This is a genomic window from Actinoplanes subglobosus (assembly GCF_042650585.1).
GTDB lineage: Bacteria > Actinomycetota > Actinomycetes > Mycobacteriales > Micromonosporaceae > Actinoplanes > Actinoplanes subglobosus.
Genome location: NZ_JBHSBL010000016.1, coordinates 50,478 through 66,051, shown reverse-complemented (window position 1 = coordinate 66,051; position 15,574 = coordinate 50,478). Strand labels below are relative to the sequence as shown.

The 15,574-nt window shown below is 73.2% G+C and carries 19 protein-coding genes; 18 read left to right on the top strand and 1 reads right to left on the bottom strand.

The features are described from left to right. The 18 genes from ACFO0C_RS17640 to ACFO0C_RS17555 all read left to right on the top strand — a co-directional run. Positions 1-1,923, top strand: a 1,923-nt coding sequence (locus ACFO0C_RS17640) for a DNA translocase FtsK (protein WP_378067739.1), incomplete at its 5' end; no start/stop codon positions are given. A 95-nt stretch (positions 1,924-2,018) separates the two neighbouring features. Continuing rightward, positions 2,019-2,792, top strand: coding sequence for a hypothetical protein (locus ACFO0C_RS17635; RefSeq protein ID WP_378067738.1), 774 nt, complete (start codon positions 2,019-2,021; stop codon positions 2,790-2,792). Between the two features lie 35 nt (positions 2,793-2,827). Then, positions 2,828-3,133, top strand: a complete 306-nt coding sequence (locus ACFO0C_RS17630) for a hypothetical protein (RefSeq protein WP_378067737.1) — start codon at positions 2,828-2,830, stop codon at positions 3,131-3,133. Continuing rightward, positions 3,130-3,717, top strand: coding sequence for a hypothetical protein (locus ACFO0C_RS17625; RefSeq protein ID WP_378067736.1), 588 nt, complete (start codon positions 3,130-3,132; stop codon positions 3,715-3,717). Before ACFO0C_RS17630 ends, ACFO0C_RS17625 begins: the two co-directional genes overlap by 4 nt. Next, positions 3,710-4,069 carry a hypothetical protein gene (locus ACFO0C_RS17620; RefSeq protein ID WP_378067735.1) on the top strand — a complete coding sequence of 120 codons (360 nt, stop codon included), beginning with the start codon at positions 3,710-3,712 and terminating at the stop codon, positions 4,067-4,069. Before ACFO0C_RS17625 ends, ACFO0C_RS17620 begins: the two co-directional genes overlap by 8 nt. Continuing rightward, positions 4,066-5,145, top strand: coding sequence for an NUDIX domain-containing protein (locus tag ACFO0C_RS17615; RefSeq protein ID WP_378067734.1), 1,080 nt, complete (start codon positions 4,066-4,068; stop codon positions 5,143-5,145). The genes ACFO0C_RS17620 and ACFO0C_RS17615 overlap by 4 nt, the downstream gene beginning before the upstream one ends. An 82-nt stretch (positions 5,146-5,227) precedes the next feature. Further along, the gene (locus ACFO0C_RS17610; RefSeq protein WP_378067733.1) at positions 5,228-5,776 is read left to right on the top strand and encodes a Pycsar system effector family protein; all 549 of its coding nucleotides are present in this window, start codon (positions 5,228-5,230) and stop codon (positions 5,774-5,776) included. 5 nt (positions 5,777-5,781) lie between these two features. Beyond that, positions 5,782-6,666, top strand: a complete 885-nt coding sequence (locus tag ACFO0C_RS17605; RefSeq protein WP_378067732.1) for an Lsr2 family DNA-binding protein — start codon at positions 5,782-5,784, stop codon at positions 6,664-6,666. A gap of 75 nt (positions 6,667-6,741) precedes the next feature. Continuing rightward, positions 6,742-7,080 (top strand): hypothetical protein, encoded by a 339-nt coding sequence (locus ACFO0C_RS17600; protein ID WP_378067731.1) that lies wholly within the window; start codon positions 6,742-6,744, stop codon positions 7,078-7,080. A gap of 79 nt (positions 7,081-7,159) precedes the next feature. After that, a complete protein-coding gene (locus ACFO0C_RS17595) occupies positions 7,160-7,750 on the top strand; it encodes a hypothetical protein (RefSeq protein WP_378067730.1) in 591 nt (196 codons plus the stop codon). A 5-nt stretch (positions 7,751-7,755) separates the two neighbouring features. Next, a complete protein-coding gene (locus tag ACFO0C_RS17590; RefSeq protein WP_378067729.1) occupies positions 7,756-8,235 on the top strand; it encodes a hypothetical protein in 480 nt (159 codons plus the stop codon). 5 nt (positions 8,236-8,240) lie between these two features. Continuing rightward, positions 8,241-8,630, top strand: a complete 390-nt coding sequence (locus ACFO0C_RS17585) for an RRQRL motif-containing zinc-binding protein (RefSeq protein ID WP_378067728.1) — start codon at positions 8,241-8,243, stop codon at positions 8,628-8,630. After that, complete coding sequence (locus ACFO0C_RS17580) at positions 8,623-9,189, top strand: hypothetical protein (protein WP_378067727.1); 567 nt, start codon at positions 8,623-8,625, stop codon at positions 9,187-9,189. Before ACFO0C_RS17585 ends, ACFO0C_RS17580 begins: the two co-directional genes overlap by 8 nt. After that, entirely contained in the window at positions 9,189-10,148 is a 960-nt protein-coding gene (locus tag ACFO0C_RS17575; protein WP_378067726.1) for a phage Gp37/Gp68 family protein, read from the top strand. The genes ACFO0C_RS17580 and ACFO0C_RS17575 overlap by 1 nt, the downstream gene beginning before the upstream one ends. Positions 10,149-10,151: 3 nt before the next feature. Next, positions 10,152-10,334 carry a hypothetical protein gene (locus ACFO0C_RS17570; protein ID WP_378067725.1) on the top strand — a complete coding sequence of 61 codons (183 nt, stop codon included), beginning with the start codon at positions 10,152-10,154 and terminating at the stop codon, positions 10,332-10,334. Next, positions 10,331-11,635, top strand: coding sequence for a hypothetical protein (locus tag ACFO0C_RS17565; protein WP_378067724.1), 1,305 nt, complete (start codon positions 10,331-10,333; stop codon positions 11,633-11,635). The genes ACFO0C_RS17570 and ACFO0C_RS17565 overlap by 4 nt, the downstream gene beginning before the upstream one ends. Before the next feature lie 3 nt (positions 11,636-11,638). Further along, positions 11,639-13,012, top strand: a complete 1,374-nt coding sequence (locus ACFO0C_RS17560) for a hypothetical protein (RefSeq protein ID WP_378067723.1) — start codon at positions 11,639-11,641, stop codon at positions 13,010-13,012. Beyond that, positions 13,009-14,880 (top strand): hypothetical protein, encoded by a 1,872-nt coding sequence (locus ACFO0C_RS17555; RefSeq protein ID WP_378067722.1) that lies wholly within the window; start codon positions 13,009-13,011, stop codon positions 14,878-14,880. Before ACFO0C_RS17560 ends, ACFO0C_RS17555 begins: the two co-directional genes overlap by 4 nt. A gap of 228 nt (positions 14,881-15,108) precedes the next feature. Here the strand turns inward: ACFO0C_RS17555 and ACFO0C_RS17550 are convergent. Further along, positions 15,109-15,574: WD40 repeat domain-containing protein (locus ACFO0C_RS17550; protein WP_378067721.1), on the bottom strand; the 466-nt coding region annotated here is incomplete at its 5' end.

The window sequence follows — 15,574 nt, the reverse complement described above, 5'->3', positions numbered from 1 at the left end:
CCCGAGGCCGGGGTGGAGCCGGACGGGCGGCTGCCCGAGGTGGTCAAGTGGGACACCCGGGTGGCCGTGCAGGGAGGCGCCGTGCCCGGCTCCTACCTGTCCGGCATGGAACCCGTCCCCAACGGCCTGCAATGGGACATCCACCTGGTCGCCGGGCGGCAGACCACCATGATGGTCCGCGGCCAGCAGGCGCTGCTGTGCTCGGCGCTGGACCTGCCGATGGACCGGCTGATCGTCGACGGGCACCCGTCCGGGGCCCTGTCGATGGCCCGGCTGATCGTCACCCAGGGCCGCCCGCTGGCCCAGCAGTTCGACCACCCCGGCCCCGACGCCGTCTACAACCCGGAGACCGGCTACGCCGGCGTCGGGATGCACGCCGACGACCAGATGGCCGAGTGGGCGCTGTTCGTGCCCGGCTGGGGCCTGGCCGGCGGCGTCATCGTCGGCGGTGTCGGCTCCGGCAAGTCCACCCTGATGAAGAACATCGCGACCATCGCGAAAAGCCTGGGCTACCTGTCGGTGTGGGCGTGCTGCCCGGTCGGTGGCCAGTCCTTCCCGGCGCTGCTGGCCAACGTGGACTGGCCCGCCTACGACATTGCCGCCGCGATGCGGCAGCTCCGCGCGATGGTCCGGGTCATCGAGGTCCGCGGCGCGCTCAACAACGTGCTCGGCCGCGAACTGCACGTGCCCACCCCCGACAGCCCCGGCATCCTCTGCTTCATCGACGAGTTCCACAAGCTCACGTCCAAGACGAACCCGGATTTCAAGGAAGCCAACCAGCTCCTGGAGATCATCGCCCGGGAAGGCCGCAAGGCCTGCGTGGCGCTGATCGTGGCCGACCAGACGGTCAACCTGCAGCAGACCTTCGCCAACAACGACGTCACGCGCTCCAACCTGTGGATCAAGAACCTGGGCGTGCTGCGGGTCTCCTCCGAGGTGGAGAAGGGCATGATCCCCGGCCTGGAGGGCGTCGACCCGTCCGAGCTGCCCGAGCGGTTCCCCGACGGCTCCCCCACCTCCGGGCTCGGCTACCTGCGCGGGCAGCGGACCGCCCCGTTCCGCGGCTGGTTCACCCCGAACGCCGACCAAATGCTGGCCGCCGCGCCGGTGACCGAGCTGGACACCATCACCGCCAAGACGATCGGCGACGACTACCTGCTGCGACGCGAGCTGCGCACCCAGGCCCAAGTCGACCAGGCGCTGACCCTGATCGACCTGGACCCCGCCCTGCTGGAGGTCATCGCCGCCGAGAACCCGGCCCTGGCCGCCGCGATCGCCGCCGACGCCGCCGCAGGGCGGCCCCGCCACCAGCACGCCGACGAGCCGGCGACGCCGTCCCGGGTCACCAGCAGCGGCGCCGTGCTCAGCCTGGCCGGCGACTTCGGCGCGGCCCCGTCGCTGCGCCTGCCAGACGACCCCGCCCCGGCCACCCCGGCCACCCCCACCACCCAGACCGGCCCGGCCGGTCGCCAGGTCAGCGGCCCGGCCCAGCGGGTGCTGGAGCTGATCGGGTCCGGGATCACCGGCACCGGCGACCTGCAGGCCGCCTACGGCTGCGGCGAGACCCGGATGCGGGACCTGCTCAACGAGCTGGAGACCCTCGGCGCGGTCGTCCGGGTCAAGAAGGGCGTGTGGGCGCTGGCCGGCGCGGCCGCCCCGGCCGGGCCGGTGCTGCGCAGCGACCGCCAGCTGCTCGCGCACGCCGCCGACCTGATCGTCAGCAGCCAGTTCGGGTCCACCGCGATGCTGCAGCGCAAGCTACGTGCCGGGTTCGCCGAGGCCTCCACCCTGATCGACGACCTGCACGCCCTCGGCGCCCTCGGCCCGTCCACCGACAGCAGCGCCGCCCGCGACGTGCTCATCCGCCCCGACGAGCTTCCCGACCTGCTCGAACGCATCCACGGCGGCCGCCAGGCCGCCTGAGAACACCACCACCAAGCCCACACCCGGCCGCACTCCCGCGGCCGCGGTGCAGGTCCCGCACACCCCGAAACCGGGGTCGAGAGGAGACACCACCCATGCTCACCCCCGCCTTCACCGGCCCGGTGCCCGGCAGCTTCGGCCGCGGCAAGAACCACCCCATCCCCGGCTTCCGGCCGGCCCAGGGCACCGCCCAGCTCGCCGACGACGGCTGGCTGACCGTCGGCAGCTACGCCGACGGCCAGCCGGCCCGCTGGATGTTGACCGATGCCGGCCGGGCCCGGCACGCCCTGATCGTCGGCACGACCAGCAGCGGCGCCACCACTCTGCTGCGTCAGGTCCTCGACGCCGCCCAGGCCGCCGGCGCCGACACCCAGGCCATCGACACCGAAAGCGGCGGCCTCGGCCCCGGCGTGCACCCGGCCGCCTGCAATCTCACCGCCGCCCGGGCCGTGCTGGCCGAGAACCTGGCCATCCTGCACACCCGGCTCACCGAGCAGGGCGGCGACCCCCGGGCGCCGTGGCCGGCGCTGCGGGTGCTGGCCATCGACGGCCTGCACCGGCTCACCCCCGACCGCCGGTTCACCGACGCGCTGGCCACCCTGGTCCGGCTCGCCCCCAAAGCCGGGATCGCCGTGCTGGCCAGCACCGAGGACCCGCGGCTGTCCGCCTGCGGCGGCGAGATCAGCCGCACCCAGCTGGCTGCTCACACGCTCGTGCTGCTGCGTACCGGCAGCTCGCACGACACCCGGCTGCTGGGCGTCGATGCCGCCCCGGTCCCTGCCTGCTTCGCCGACGGCACGAACACCGTCGGCGTCGGCTACCTGCCCCGGCAGCGACCCTGCATCCCGTTCCGCGCCTGGATGCCCTGACCTCTGCCTCTCGCCCTTGGAAAGGACGACCCCCGATGCCCGACACTCAGACCGCCCCCAATTCGTGGCTGGAGGCCGCCGAACAGATCGCCTCCCGCACCGACGTCCTGACCGCCCTCGTCGCCGGCGACCGCACCAAACAGCAGCTTGCCGCCCGGCTCGGCATCACCCTGGATCCCGTGCTCGGGATCTCGCTGGTCCTGGACACCCTGCTCACCAGCCTGCTCTGCGACGGCCTGCTGTTCATGCGTGTCGTCGACCGGCAGTGGCACCACCTGCCGAGCAAGAAGGGCCGCGCCCTGGTCGCACAGCAGGCCGGCACGGCGGTACCGGCCCGATGATCTCTTCTTCCACCGCCCGGCCAGCGCGGCAGAGCCTGCGGCAGGCTCTACGCACCAACCTCACCGCTGGAACCCTCTGGTCGCGGGGCAACTGGCGGCTGGCCGTCACCGTCGTGGCGGCCGCGGCCGCCGCGGTAGTCGTGGTCGTCGGCCTCGCAGCGCTGGCGGTGACCACCGCCGACCAGATCCTGGCCACCGGTTCCGACAGCCTGACCAGCTGGCTGTCGGGCAACCGGGTCGCCGCGTCGATCACCGGCCCGCTGCGCAGCTGGTTCGACACCGCCCACGCCGGTGGGGTACCGGCCACCGGCGGCGAACTGTGGCTGTTGTGGGTCCACACCACCACCGCGCTGTGGCTGGCCGCGGTGTGCGGCTCACTGTTCGCCCGGATCGGGTGGGCCCTGATCGGGGCGCTGACCACCGCCGCGGTGCACACCGGCGCCCAGGCCTCGACCGCCGGCGTCTGCGCCGCCACCGCGGTGACCGCGTGGCTGCTGCTGTCGCTGGCCGCCTACAACCGGCCCGCCGCCCGCGCCGCCGCCCGCCGCCAGGCCGCCAGCCGGGGCGGTGACGGTGATGCGTGACGCCACCCGCCGGCTGGCCGACGCCGGGCTGCTCACGCTGCTGGTCGGCAGCACCACGGTGGCGTCGGCCCCGGCCGGGCCCGCGCCGTTCGTGGTCACCAACGCCGACGGGACCGCGTCGGTGGATCACCCGCTCACCCGCAAGAACCACTACCCGCCCGGCGTCTGGTCGCCGCAGTCGCCGTGGCACCAGCGGTGGGAGTTCTGCTTCGACCAGGCCGGCGGCGGCTGGACGTGCCTGCCGGTCAGCAGCACCGACTACCAGCGCTACCGCGTCGGCGACCGGGTCCGCCTGCACCAGCAGGTCGGCCGGCTCGCCGTCATCACCGACCCCCGGAAGGACAGATCATGACCGTCCGTACCTTCACCCACCCCGATGTGCTCGGCGCCGGCGTCGCCGAAGGCTGGGCCGACCCCGAAACCGATCCGGTCGGCATCGACTGGCAGCGGCGCCAGGACGACGCGCTGATCTGGTTCGACCTCGACGAGCACGGCTGGCCGGTCAACCCGTTCCGTGACACCGGGATCCGTGGCCGCAACGGGCTGGGCCGCTGGGGCGAGACGAAGGCCGTCGACGCGTTCGTCACCGCCTTCGTCGCCGGCCGCCGCTGGCTGCTGATGATCCAGCGCGGTGACGGGTACGGCTGGGGGCTGCCCGGCGGCATGGTCGAGGCCGGCGAGCACGCAGGTGACGCGGCCCGCCGGGAGCTGGCGGAGGAGACCGGTCTGGTCGTCGACCGCTGGTTGGTCTGGCATCTGCGCAGCCCGCGGCATGTGCCGGACTCGCGCGAGAGCGACAACGCGTGGGTGGTCACCACCCCGTGCTGTGTGCAGCTCGGCGACTTCGATACCCCGGAGCAGCTGCCGGCCGTCACCGGCGCCGACGACGCCGCCCGGGCCGTCTGGGTACGCGCCGACACCTACCAGGTGCTGCGCGCCGACCTGCAGGAACGGTTCGGCGGCACGGTTTTCGCCGCCCACGAGCCGCTGCTCGCCGACCTGCTCGACGGCCCGGGTGAGACCGAGGCGTGGCTGCGCGAGCACGTCGCCGAGGAACTCGACGGCCGCACCCCCGCGCAGCTGCGGATCCTGGCCGAGCAGTGGCTCCGGCTGCGCGCCGCCATCGAGATGACCATGGCCGACCTCGACGACTGGCGCGACGACGCCGAGCCCGAGGTGCAGCAGCTGGCCGAGTACGTCACGCACCTGGCCCAGGCCGTGCGGGGCAGCTGCACCGACTGCGGTCGCACGATCTTCGCCCCGCACCTGGTGGAGCACCTGCCGGCCCGGCCGCTGTGGCATCCCGGCCGTTGGCTCCAGGCGCTGGCCGACCTCGGCCGTGGGGTCCGCGGCGCCTGCCTCACCGTGCGCTTCGGCGACTACCGGACCGCTCACGCCAGCTGCCGGCCCCGGCAGCACTGGTCCTGACCCCTCCCGGAACGGGCGGCCCCACCTTCTTTGCACGGACTGCGGGGCCGCCCACCACCTCGAAAGAGAGGCACCTCGAATCATGCCCGACACCCAGCACACCCCGGCCCTGGCATCACCTGATGCGGGACCGGCCGCCGACGCCGTCGACCGGATCCGGATCACGGCCCTGCTCGACAGCGAGATCGCGACCGTGCGGGCTCTGGAGCCGCGCAGCGACACCAAGGCCGGCACCTTCACCGGCCTGGCCATGGGCCTGTTCGTGGCCGGGCTGACCCTGCTCGCCCCGAACAAGCTGCCGCTCGCGGCCACCATCGTCGGCTGCCTCGCCGAGGCCCTGGTCGGTGCCGCGGTGCTGCTGCTGACCGGCGCGCTGCGGCCGAACGTGGGCGGACTGTTCGGATTCGTCCGCTGGGCCAAGACCGGCAGCCGCCAGGAGATCGTCGCCGCCGTCGCCGCGGCCCCGCCGGTCGACAGCGACGCCAGCCACGCCGAGAAGGCCGGGCAGCTGCACTGGCTGTCCCGCTCGCTGCTGGCCAAGTTCGAGCGGCTGCGTACAGCGCAGACGCTGATCGCGGCCGCGCTCGCCGCCGCCGCGATCGCTGCCGCCCTGACCGCGATGGGCCGGTGACCGCCATGACCACCACCGACTCCCGCCCGCGGATCCCGATGGGCATCCAGTACCGCAATCCCCCGGGCGCCCGCCCCTCCGGGCCGGCCCCCGCCAAACCGGCGTGGGCGCAGGCCCTGGCCTCGATGCCCACCGAACTGCTCGAGGACGTCGACTCGCGGCCCGCCGCCAAGCGCCGCCGGCGTGCCGCCGCGGCCGCCGACCAGCCGGCACCGGCACCGCAGGCCCCAGAGGCTGGGCAGCCCGAGCCGCGGGATCTCGACATCGCCCCGGACCAGCAGGCCCTGGCCGGTCCGGCGACCGAGCCGGTGACCGCTCCGGTGATCCCTCCGGTCCCGGCCGAACCGACCCCGGCCCAGCCCGACGCCGAACCCGCAGCCGAGCCGGTCCCCGCGGCTGAGCCGGTCGAGTCCGAGGCCGAGCCGGTGTCTGAGCCGTCTGGCACGGCCAGCGCGGCGGAGTTCGCCGTCGCCGAGCCGGACACGGTCGACGAGCCGGAGACGGTCGAGCAGGTCCTCGCCCGGGCTGAGGCCTGCCCGAGCGAGCAGGTGCAGGCCGCCGCCGCGGCGCTGCGCGAACAGGTACGGCGTCTCGGCGAGGCGCTGCAGGTCGAACAGCAGGCCGGTGTGCTGCGGGACCAGATCACCGCCCTGGACGCCGAGATCACGGACCGCACCGAGCGCCGTGACGTGCTGCGCGCCGAACTGGAGGCGCTGCTGGCCGGCGGCGTGACCGTCTCGGCGGCCGCCGGATCGGTGGCCCCGTCCAAGCCGCGGCCTGCCGAGGTGCGGGCCTGGGCTCGCGAGAACGACTACCAGATCGGCGACAGCGGCCTGATCCCCGGCGGGATTCTGGCCGCCTACCAGCGCCGGGACGGGGGTGCCCGATGACGGCCGTGCAGAACGGGCCGGGCCCGGCTGACGCTGCGGGCCGTCGGTGACCTGGTCGACGCGTTCGACGGCGGCGTGCTGGCGCCCGACGCACAGCTGACGATCACGGCACCCGGCCACTACCTGCTGCACCCCGCCGAACAGCTGCCCGAGCTGGCACCGGCCGCCGAGGCCCGGTTCGGGTGGGTCGCCTATCACGGCGATTTCGAGGACGCCTACCGCCGCGTCGACGGCGACGAGAGTGGCTTCCTCGTCCCGGAGCAGCTGATCGAGGCGCGGGAGACGGCCCAGCGGATCCTCGACGCGGCCAACCAGGCGATCCGCCGCTACATCGACGACAACGACGTCGCCGAGGTCGACCTCGACGACCTCGGCGCCGCTGAGCAGCCCGGACATCCGGCTCCCGGCGTGTGACGCACGCGGGCGGCCCCGCCAACCCCGGACAAGGACCCGCGGGGCCGCCCACCACCTTCACCAGGAAGGCACCCCCATCATGACGTTCGAGCCCAGCACCACCACTGCGGCCGTCACCGCCGCGGCGTACGTCGGCCTGCTGGCCGGGCACTGGATCGGTGACTACCCGGCCCAGCGCGACGCCGACGCCATCGGCAAAGCCCACCCCACCCACGAGCTGCTCGCCGCCGGGACGCCGTGGCACCACGGCTGGTCCCACCTCGCCCGGCACGTCGCCTCCTACCTGGCCTGCCAGGCCACCGCGCTGGCCCTGATCGCCCTGGTCGCCCCGCTCACCTGGCCCGGCGTTTGGACCGCCCTGCTGATCAGCGGCAGCACCCACGCCGTCATCGACCGGCGCTGGCTGGTCGCGGCGATCGTCCGGCTCAAGCGCGCCGGTCACTGGCCCGAGGCACCGGCCTACATCGACCAGGCCCTGCACCACGGGGCGCTGCTGCTGGCCGCCGTCGGTGCCGCCCGGGTCACCACCATGACGGACGCGGGGTATCCGACGCTGGTCGGCGCCGCCCTGATCGTCTGGGCCATGGTGTGGGAGCGCCACAACGCCCGCATCGCGATCGCAAGCCGACCGGCCGTCACCGCCCCGGTCCGGACGGTCCGGTTCCGGTGAGCACGATGTCTGAGCTGCGTGCGCTCACCATCCGGCAGCCGTGGGCCTGGGCGACCGCGCACGGCGGCAAGACGGTGGAGAACCGGACCCGGCCTTTGGCCTACCGCGGCAGGCTGGCCATCCACGCGGGCGCGGCCTGGTCCGTCCAGGGCGGCGCCGACCGGGCCGTCCAGCAGGCGTTCGCGCCGTATCGGCCCGCGGCCGCCGCCGGCCGCGACGTCGAGCGGGCGCACGATCCGGCCCGATTCGTCGCCGGCGCGATCGTCGCGGTCGCCGAGCTGGTCGACGTGCACCTCGGCGCCGGCTGCTGCCGGCCCTGGGGCCACGTCCGTGACCTGGTCACCGCCGCCCCGGTGCACCACCTGCTCCTCGACCGCATCCGGCCGCTGGCCGTTCCGGTCACCTCCCCGGGCCGGCAGGGCCTCTGGCGGCCGGTACCGGCGGTGACCGCCCAGGTGCTGGCCCTGCTCGGTGAGGAGGACTGAGAACGATGGCTTTCCTCTCCGATCCCACCGGCGAGCTGCACGACGGTATGCCGACGTTCGCATACCGGATGGCCCCGGACGGCCTGGCCACCGTCCGGCAGCTGCGCGCCAAGGGGCTGCGCCCGGGCGGCCAGCAGATCGCCGCGCACATCCTGTGGCGCAACGGCCTGCGGGTGGCCCACCTCTACCGCCTCGACCTGGCCCTGCCGAAGCGGACCGCCAGCCCGGCCCAGTGGCAGTCCACCCGCAAGGCGCTGCTGGCCCGCCGGACCTGCCCCGACTGCCGGCAGGTCCGCGACTACTACATACCTCGCCGCACCGGCGTCTGCCTGACCTGCGAGGACCTATCCCCCATCACAAACACCGCCGCCGGCGAGGAGCTGACCCATGCGTGACCTGTATCTGCTGCACCTGACCTCCACGTCCGGGATCTCGCTGCTCACCGGACCGCTGCCGCTGATCGAGGCCATGGCCTTCGTCGACGCCCACGTGCTGCCCCACGGCTGGCAGCACCGCTACCGCGGTGTCGTCCCGGCCGACGAGGCGATCATCCACCTGACCGTGCTGCCGCCCAAGGACGGGCCGGTGCCCGGCAACGACCTGATGGTGGCGCTGCGCCGCGCGATCGTCTGCGACCCCGGGCTGGACGGCGCCGACGACGCCCGGACCCGGCAGCTGCTGGCCCACGTCGACGCCCACCGGCCGCTGCAGCTGTGGACCGGGCCGGAGGAGTGCCTGCTCGGCGAATGCGACCACGACGAACGCGGCACCCGCTCGCGCTGCCCCGGGGTGGTGCCCGCCGAGCGGCTGTGCACGGTCTGCTCGGTGATCCACGACAACGGCAGCGAATACGGCCCGGAGTACCTGCTACGGGTGGCCTGGCCCTGCACGGTGATCACCACCGCCTGCAGCCGGTTCCAGATCACCGTGGCCGCGCCGGCGGGAGGCCGCTGATGGCCGAGATGACCGGGATCGAGTGGGCGACCAGCACGTTCAACCCCTGGTGGGGCTGCACCCGCGTCTCCCGGGCCTGCAACGGCTGCTACGCCGAGACGATGGCCGCCCGGTTCGGAGTGGGCTGGGGCCGCACCGCCGATCGCCGGTTCTTCGGCGACCACCACTGGAACGAGCCGCTGACCTGGAACCGCAAGGCGGCGGCCACCGGGCAGCAGTGGCGGGTGTTCTGCGCGTCGATGGCCGACGTGTTCGAGGACCGCGACGACCTGGCCGCGCCGCGGGCCCGGCTGTGGGAGCTGATCGCGGCGACCCCGGCGCTGACCTGGATGCTGCTGACCAAGCGGCCGGAGAACGTGGCCGCCATGACGCCGTGGCCGGCCCAGGAATGGCCGGCCCACGTGTGGCTCGGGGTGACCGCCGAGGACCAGAAGGCCGCCGCCCAGCGGATCCCGCTGCTGCTCGGTACCGGCGCCCGGACCCGGTTCCTGTCCTGCGAGCCGCTGTCCGGGCCGCTCGACCTGTCCGCCTATCTGTCCGGGCCGCCCGCCGCGGTGTGCACCCTCACCCGCGGCCGCGGCGGCCTGGCCGACGGCGACCTGCAGGCGGTCGCCGCGTTCGGCCAGTACCTGCGCCGGGCCAAGGGCGGCCCCGGCATCGACTGGATCATCACCGGCGGCGAGTCCGGGCCCAGGGCGGTCCCGTCGCACCCCGACTGGTTCCGCGGGCTGCGTGACCTGGCCCTGAACTCCGGCGTCGCCTTCTTCTTCAAGCAGTGGGGCGAGTACCTGGCCGTCCTGGCCGACGACGACCTGGTGGCCGCCGGCCGCCCGGCCCGGCGCCTCGACGAGCGGTGGACGGCGGTCCGTGTCGGTAAGAAGGCCGCCGGCGCAATGCTCGACGGCCTCGCCTGGCAGCAGATCCCCACCAACCTCACCCAGCCCGATGGGAGGGCCTGAGCCATGCCGCACGCGACCGAGCTGACCGTGATCCACCACGACGACACCCACACCCGGTTCCGCGACGTCCGCTACCAGTTGCACCGCGACGGGGTGCGGATCTGGACCGCCGACGGCGAGCACGCCATCACTGACGTCCTGATGACCCAGGCCTACCAGCCCGCCCAGAACGGAGAGTCCCGATGACCGTCACCAGCGCCGAGACCACCAACATCGAGGCGGCCCGAACCTTCCTGACCACCCTCGCCGCGCACCTGCAGCACCTGCGTGACCTGACCGGCACCAACCACGCCACCCTGGCCGGGCGGGGCCTAGACGCCACCACCCTCGACCGTATCGACGCCATCCGCGGGCAGCTCGACACGATCGCCGGGACCTGCGCCAGCGGCGCCGGGCACCTCACCGACCACCACGCTCAGATGGAGCAGGCCGTCAACAACACGCCCGAGGCCGCCGACACCGACTTCTACCGGCCCGGCACAACCGCCGCCAGCGGCGGCACCGTCGCGGCCCCGGGTGGCTGGACCGCCGCCGACGCCGCGGCGTTCCTCGACAAGTGCATCGGGCCGCGGCAGGTCGGCGGCCGCTACTACTCCGGCTACTGGGGTGAGGAGTACACGGTCACCGCGATCGACCGGGACCTCGTCAACGCCACATGGTCGATCACCGAGGCCACCGACGCCGAAGCCGCTGCCGGGCGGTCGCGGACCCACCACACGCCGTGGGAGTACGACCGTGACCGGGTGGTCGCCCAGCCCGCCACGGCCACGAACCCCGTCGAGCCCGCACAGCCTGCCGCCGGAGCCGGTTCCGCGGCCGCGGAACCGGCTCCGGTGCCGGGTGCTGGGCAGCAGCCCGGCGTGCCGGGGTGCCTGCCGCTGGGTGACGGGCCGCACGCCCCTGTGGTGGACTGGAGCGGCGGTGACATCACCGGCCCGCGCATCCTGCTCGTCGGCGGTGACGGCTCCGAGCGGGCCGTGGTGCAGATGCGGCGCAGTGAGCTGGCCGCGCTGGTCGACGCGCTCGACGATCTCGGCGGCCCGTTCGGGGTCTCCTACAACGAGATGTCCCTGGCCGCCGGCGGCTCGGTCCGCTGGGATGACTGGGACGAGCGCCAGGACGGCTCCCCGGTCATGACGCTGAGCGTGTCCGACGCTCAGGGTGGCTTCGGGTTCGTGGAGCTCATCCCCGCTCAGGTCGCCGACCTGAGCCGCGCTCTGCAGCGCCAGCTCGACGCCGACGGCGAGGCCAGGGACCGGGCGGCGGGTATCAAGCCCGGCGAGTTCAACCCCGACGACCTGCTCTACGACGACGAGCCGGACACCTACTCCGCGGCCGCACAGCGGCATCGCCGAACCGCCGACTGGTACGCCGCTCTGGACCAGAACAACCCCGAGAACGCCTCCCAGAAGGCCTGGTTCACCAAGGCCGCCGACACCCTGGACGCCGCCGCAGCCCGGCAGGCGGCCGCCGGTCAGGAAGGCTGAACCATGACCGTCAGCGCGGAAACCACCAGCCTCGCGGCCACCAAGGCGTTCCTGGCCGACCTGGGCGCTCACCTGGCCCGGCTCATCGGCCGCATCGACACCGCCCGGGCCGCCCTCGCCGCCCGCGGTCTCGACGTCGACACCCTGACCCGTATCGACCGGGTCCGCGCCCAGACCGACGCCATGGCGGCCTTCGCCGCCGCCGGCGTCGAGCACCTCACCGACTATCACGGACAGATGGAGCAGGCCGTGAACAACACCCCCGAGGCCGCCGACACCGACTTCTACCAGCCCGGAGCCACCGCCCCCGGCGGCAGCACCGTCGGGACACCGATCGCCAGTACCCCCGGCGAGGAACCGGACCAGCCGCCGGCCGGCGACGATGCCGCCGACGAGGACGAGGCCTACGCCCGGACCATGGCGGAGGCCGCCGCGTTCATCGACGCCACCAGCTGCTCCTACCCACGGCAGGCGCCGCCCGGCAAGGACCTGCAGCACCGCCCGGCCGAGGGCTACGAGGACGACGACGAGCAGCCGTGGATGAGCCTGCCCGTGCGCAGCCCCAAGGAGTGCGATCACACGTTCACGGTCTGCAGCCACTGCCTGGAATCGTGGTCGTGGGGACATGACCTGCAGGTGGCCGACGTGCCCACCAGCGTCGACGTCGACACCCACCACGCCACCGCCGACGAGTTCTACCGCTTCGCGGGCGACCCCGACCGGGACCTGCCGCCGTACTGGGTGGCCCGCCACGACCGCGCCGTCACCTCCCAGATCGCCGACGAACCGGTCCGTACCGTCCTGCTGGAAGACGGCGACCGGGCCAGCGCCACCTTCGCCGCCGAGTGCTGCGACACCACCCCGGACGGGCCGGGCGCCCCCCGGCCCGGCGACCGGATCGACGTCGCCGGCGGGCCCGACACCGGCGCCGTCGTCACCGTCTCCTCGAGCATCCCGCAGGGCAACGGCTACCGGATCACCGGCACTGACCAGAACGGCCGACCGTACGAGGCCGTGGTCGACGCCTGGAACTACGAGATCGCCCACCGGCCGGCTCAGCAGCCGCCCCCGGCCGCCGAGCCTGAACCGTCTCGTCGGCAGCAGCCGACGGCCACCGACGACACGGGCCACGGGCTCACCACGCAGCAGCTCGCGGCCCTGCACGGCCTGTACCAGGACCTCGTGAAGTACGGCAACGGTGGGCCCACCATCTACGGCATCAACGTGCGGCGCGAACTCGAGGCGCTGGCCGACCAGGGCGTCATCGGCCGGACCGGAGGATGGGCGTACATGATCCCGTGGGGCAGCCCCGGTGAGCAGATCATCGCTGCCACGCCCGACTTCTCGGTCGGTGCGCACCTCTCCGCCAGCCGATGACCGTCGCCAGCGCGGAGACCACCAGCCTGGCGGCCGCCAAGACGTTCCTGACAGACCTGGCCGCACACCTGGAGCAACTGCTCACCAGGATCGACACCGCCCGCGCCACCCTCGCCTCCCGCGGCCTCGACACCACCACCCTGACCCACCTCGACCGGATTCACACCCAGACCGACCTGCTCGCCGCCTCCTGCACGGCCGGCGTCGAACACCTCACCGACTACCACGCCCAGATGGAGCAGGCCGTGACCAACACCCCCCAGGCCGCCGACACCGACTTCTACCAGCCCGCAAACACCACCATCGCGGCGCCGGCTGACGCCGCGGCCGACGTCCACCCCGGCCAGCCGCCGGCTCCCGACGACGAGCAGGAGCGACTGGCCCAGGCTCCCGGCACCGGTTCCCTGGCAGCATCCACTCAGGCCGGTCGTCACCGGCAGGCCGGCACCGATGAGGAGGATCTCGTGGCCTCACCCGATCAGCCCGCCGAGCCGACAACGGTCAAGGACGGCGTGAAAGTCGGCGGCAAGATCGTACTGCGCGACGGTGAGACCTTCGCCGGATCCGCCGCGACCAAGAGCGACGACGAAGGCAACATGGTGCTCGCCGCGGCGGTGGACACCCCCAGCGGCCGGACGGTGCACGTCGGGGTGCCCATCTATGAGGAGGACAAGAGCCGCTGGAAAGGCGCCCACGCGCCGGCCGAGGACACCGAGGTCGACGAGGAAGACGGCCACACTTTCACCGTGGACACCGGCGCCGACCGGACCGTGGTCCTCGACGCCGGCCCGGCGGCTCACCTGCCCGCCCAGGTGCAGGACGCCATCGCCCGGGCCAGCGCGGCCGACAAGGAGTACCGCCGGCTCGCTCGCCTCTACGACCACCTCTACGACCAGCGGGCCCAGCTGGAAGCCCAGCGATTCGACGACCCCGCCGACGCCGACGCGCAGATGCGCCTCGACGACCGTGAACACCAGCACCGCAGGTTCCAGCCGCAACGACGTGCCGAAGTCGCTGCCTGCGTCGACCGGCTCAGCCCCGCCGACCGCACCCGCTACGAGCAGATCCAGGCCCGCATCGACGAGGCCGGCACGGACACCTTCGAGCCGGGCAGGGAGCAGCTCGCGGCCGAGGTGTGCGACCTGTCGCTCGAGGACTTCAACGAACTGGTCGAGCTGCGCCAGCAGCCGTACATAAACCGCACACCGGCCGAACGGCAACGTTATGAGCAGCTCAGCCCGGCACGGTTGCCGACGCTGCTGGCCGAGCAAGCCGCCATCGTCTACGGCCTGACCGTCGAGCAGTACCGCGAGCTGGAGGAACTGGAAAGGCTCGGCCCCGTCCGGCCGCCGCATCGGCGCCGCTACGGCGGCCGGACCCCGCAGCAGCAGCAGAGATACGAGCAACTGTCCACGGCCCCCGGCGGCGTCACCGGAGCCACCCCGAGCCAGACCAAGAGCCTGCGCGGCCAGTTCGAGACCTACCAGGGTGCGCACCACGCCGGAAAGCTCGACGGAGCCGCCGCTCTCCGGCATCGCGCTGACCTGCAGGCCCGCGCCAAGCCGCTGCCGGAGGCCCTGGCCGCACAGCTGCGCCAGGTGATCGCCGAACACGACGAGCTCAGCACCCGGCTGGACGACCTGGGCGGCGAGACCACCGCCCGCGTGCAGGTCCCCGCCCGTGACGGGGCGGTCTTGATCGTGGAAGCCGAACAGCGGGAAGAAGAAGGGGGCGTCAACTACTTCGTGACCACCTCCCGGCCGTCCGGCGACGATGACACACCAGACCCCGAGCCGTACCGCACCACCGCCACCGGACTCCGCAAGCTCGCCACGATGATCGCCGACCTGGCCACGCCACCGAACTGACCCCGCACCACCCCCGCAGCCCGGTCCTGGCCACAGGGCCGGGCTTTCTGCTGTCCAGGGCACTCGATCGTGTTGACCGCTGGCCAGCACGGGGACAATCCGCAGTTCATCGCGGTGATCGAGGGAATCCGGGTGCCCCGGCTCGGTGGCGGCCGGGCAGGCGGCGAGGTGACCGTGGGTCCTGGCCTCTATCAGTGGCTATCTTTGAACCAGTATTGCAGTTAGCGGTCAACGGGCTGGTGGGCAGGCGTCCGGGCTGGTGTCCGTCGATGGTAGATATCGCGCACGTTCCTCCGAGGTGAGATCACGCCGTAGCAGCCCGACGCAGATGAGTTTGATCATCTCCCTCGGCGTCATCCCGGCACCGGCCCATATCCGCACCGTGCTGTCGTCGCTGCCGGTGGCCAGGTGGGTGCCGTCGGGGCTGTACGCCACCGCGTTCACCCCGCGGGTGTGGCCGGTCAGGGTACGGGAGGCGCCGGTAGTCAGATCCCACACCCGCACCGTGTCGTCGCCGCTGGCGGTGGCCACGTGGGTGCCGTCCGGGCTGTACGCCACCGCGCTCACCCAGCGGGTATGACCGGTCAGGCTACGGGAAGCGCCGGTAGTCAGATCCCACACCCCTACCGTCCCGTCGGAGTTGGCGGCGGCCAACTGTTCGCCGTCGGGGCTGTACGCCACCGCGTTCACCCCG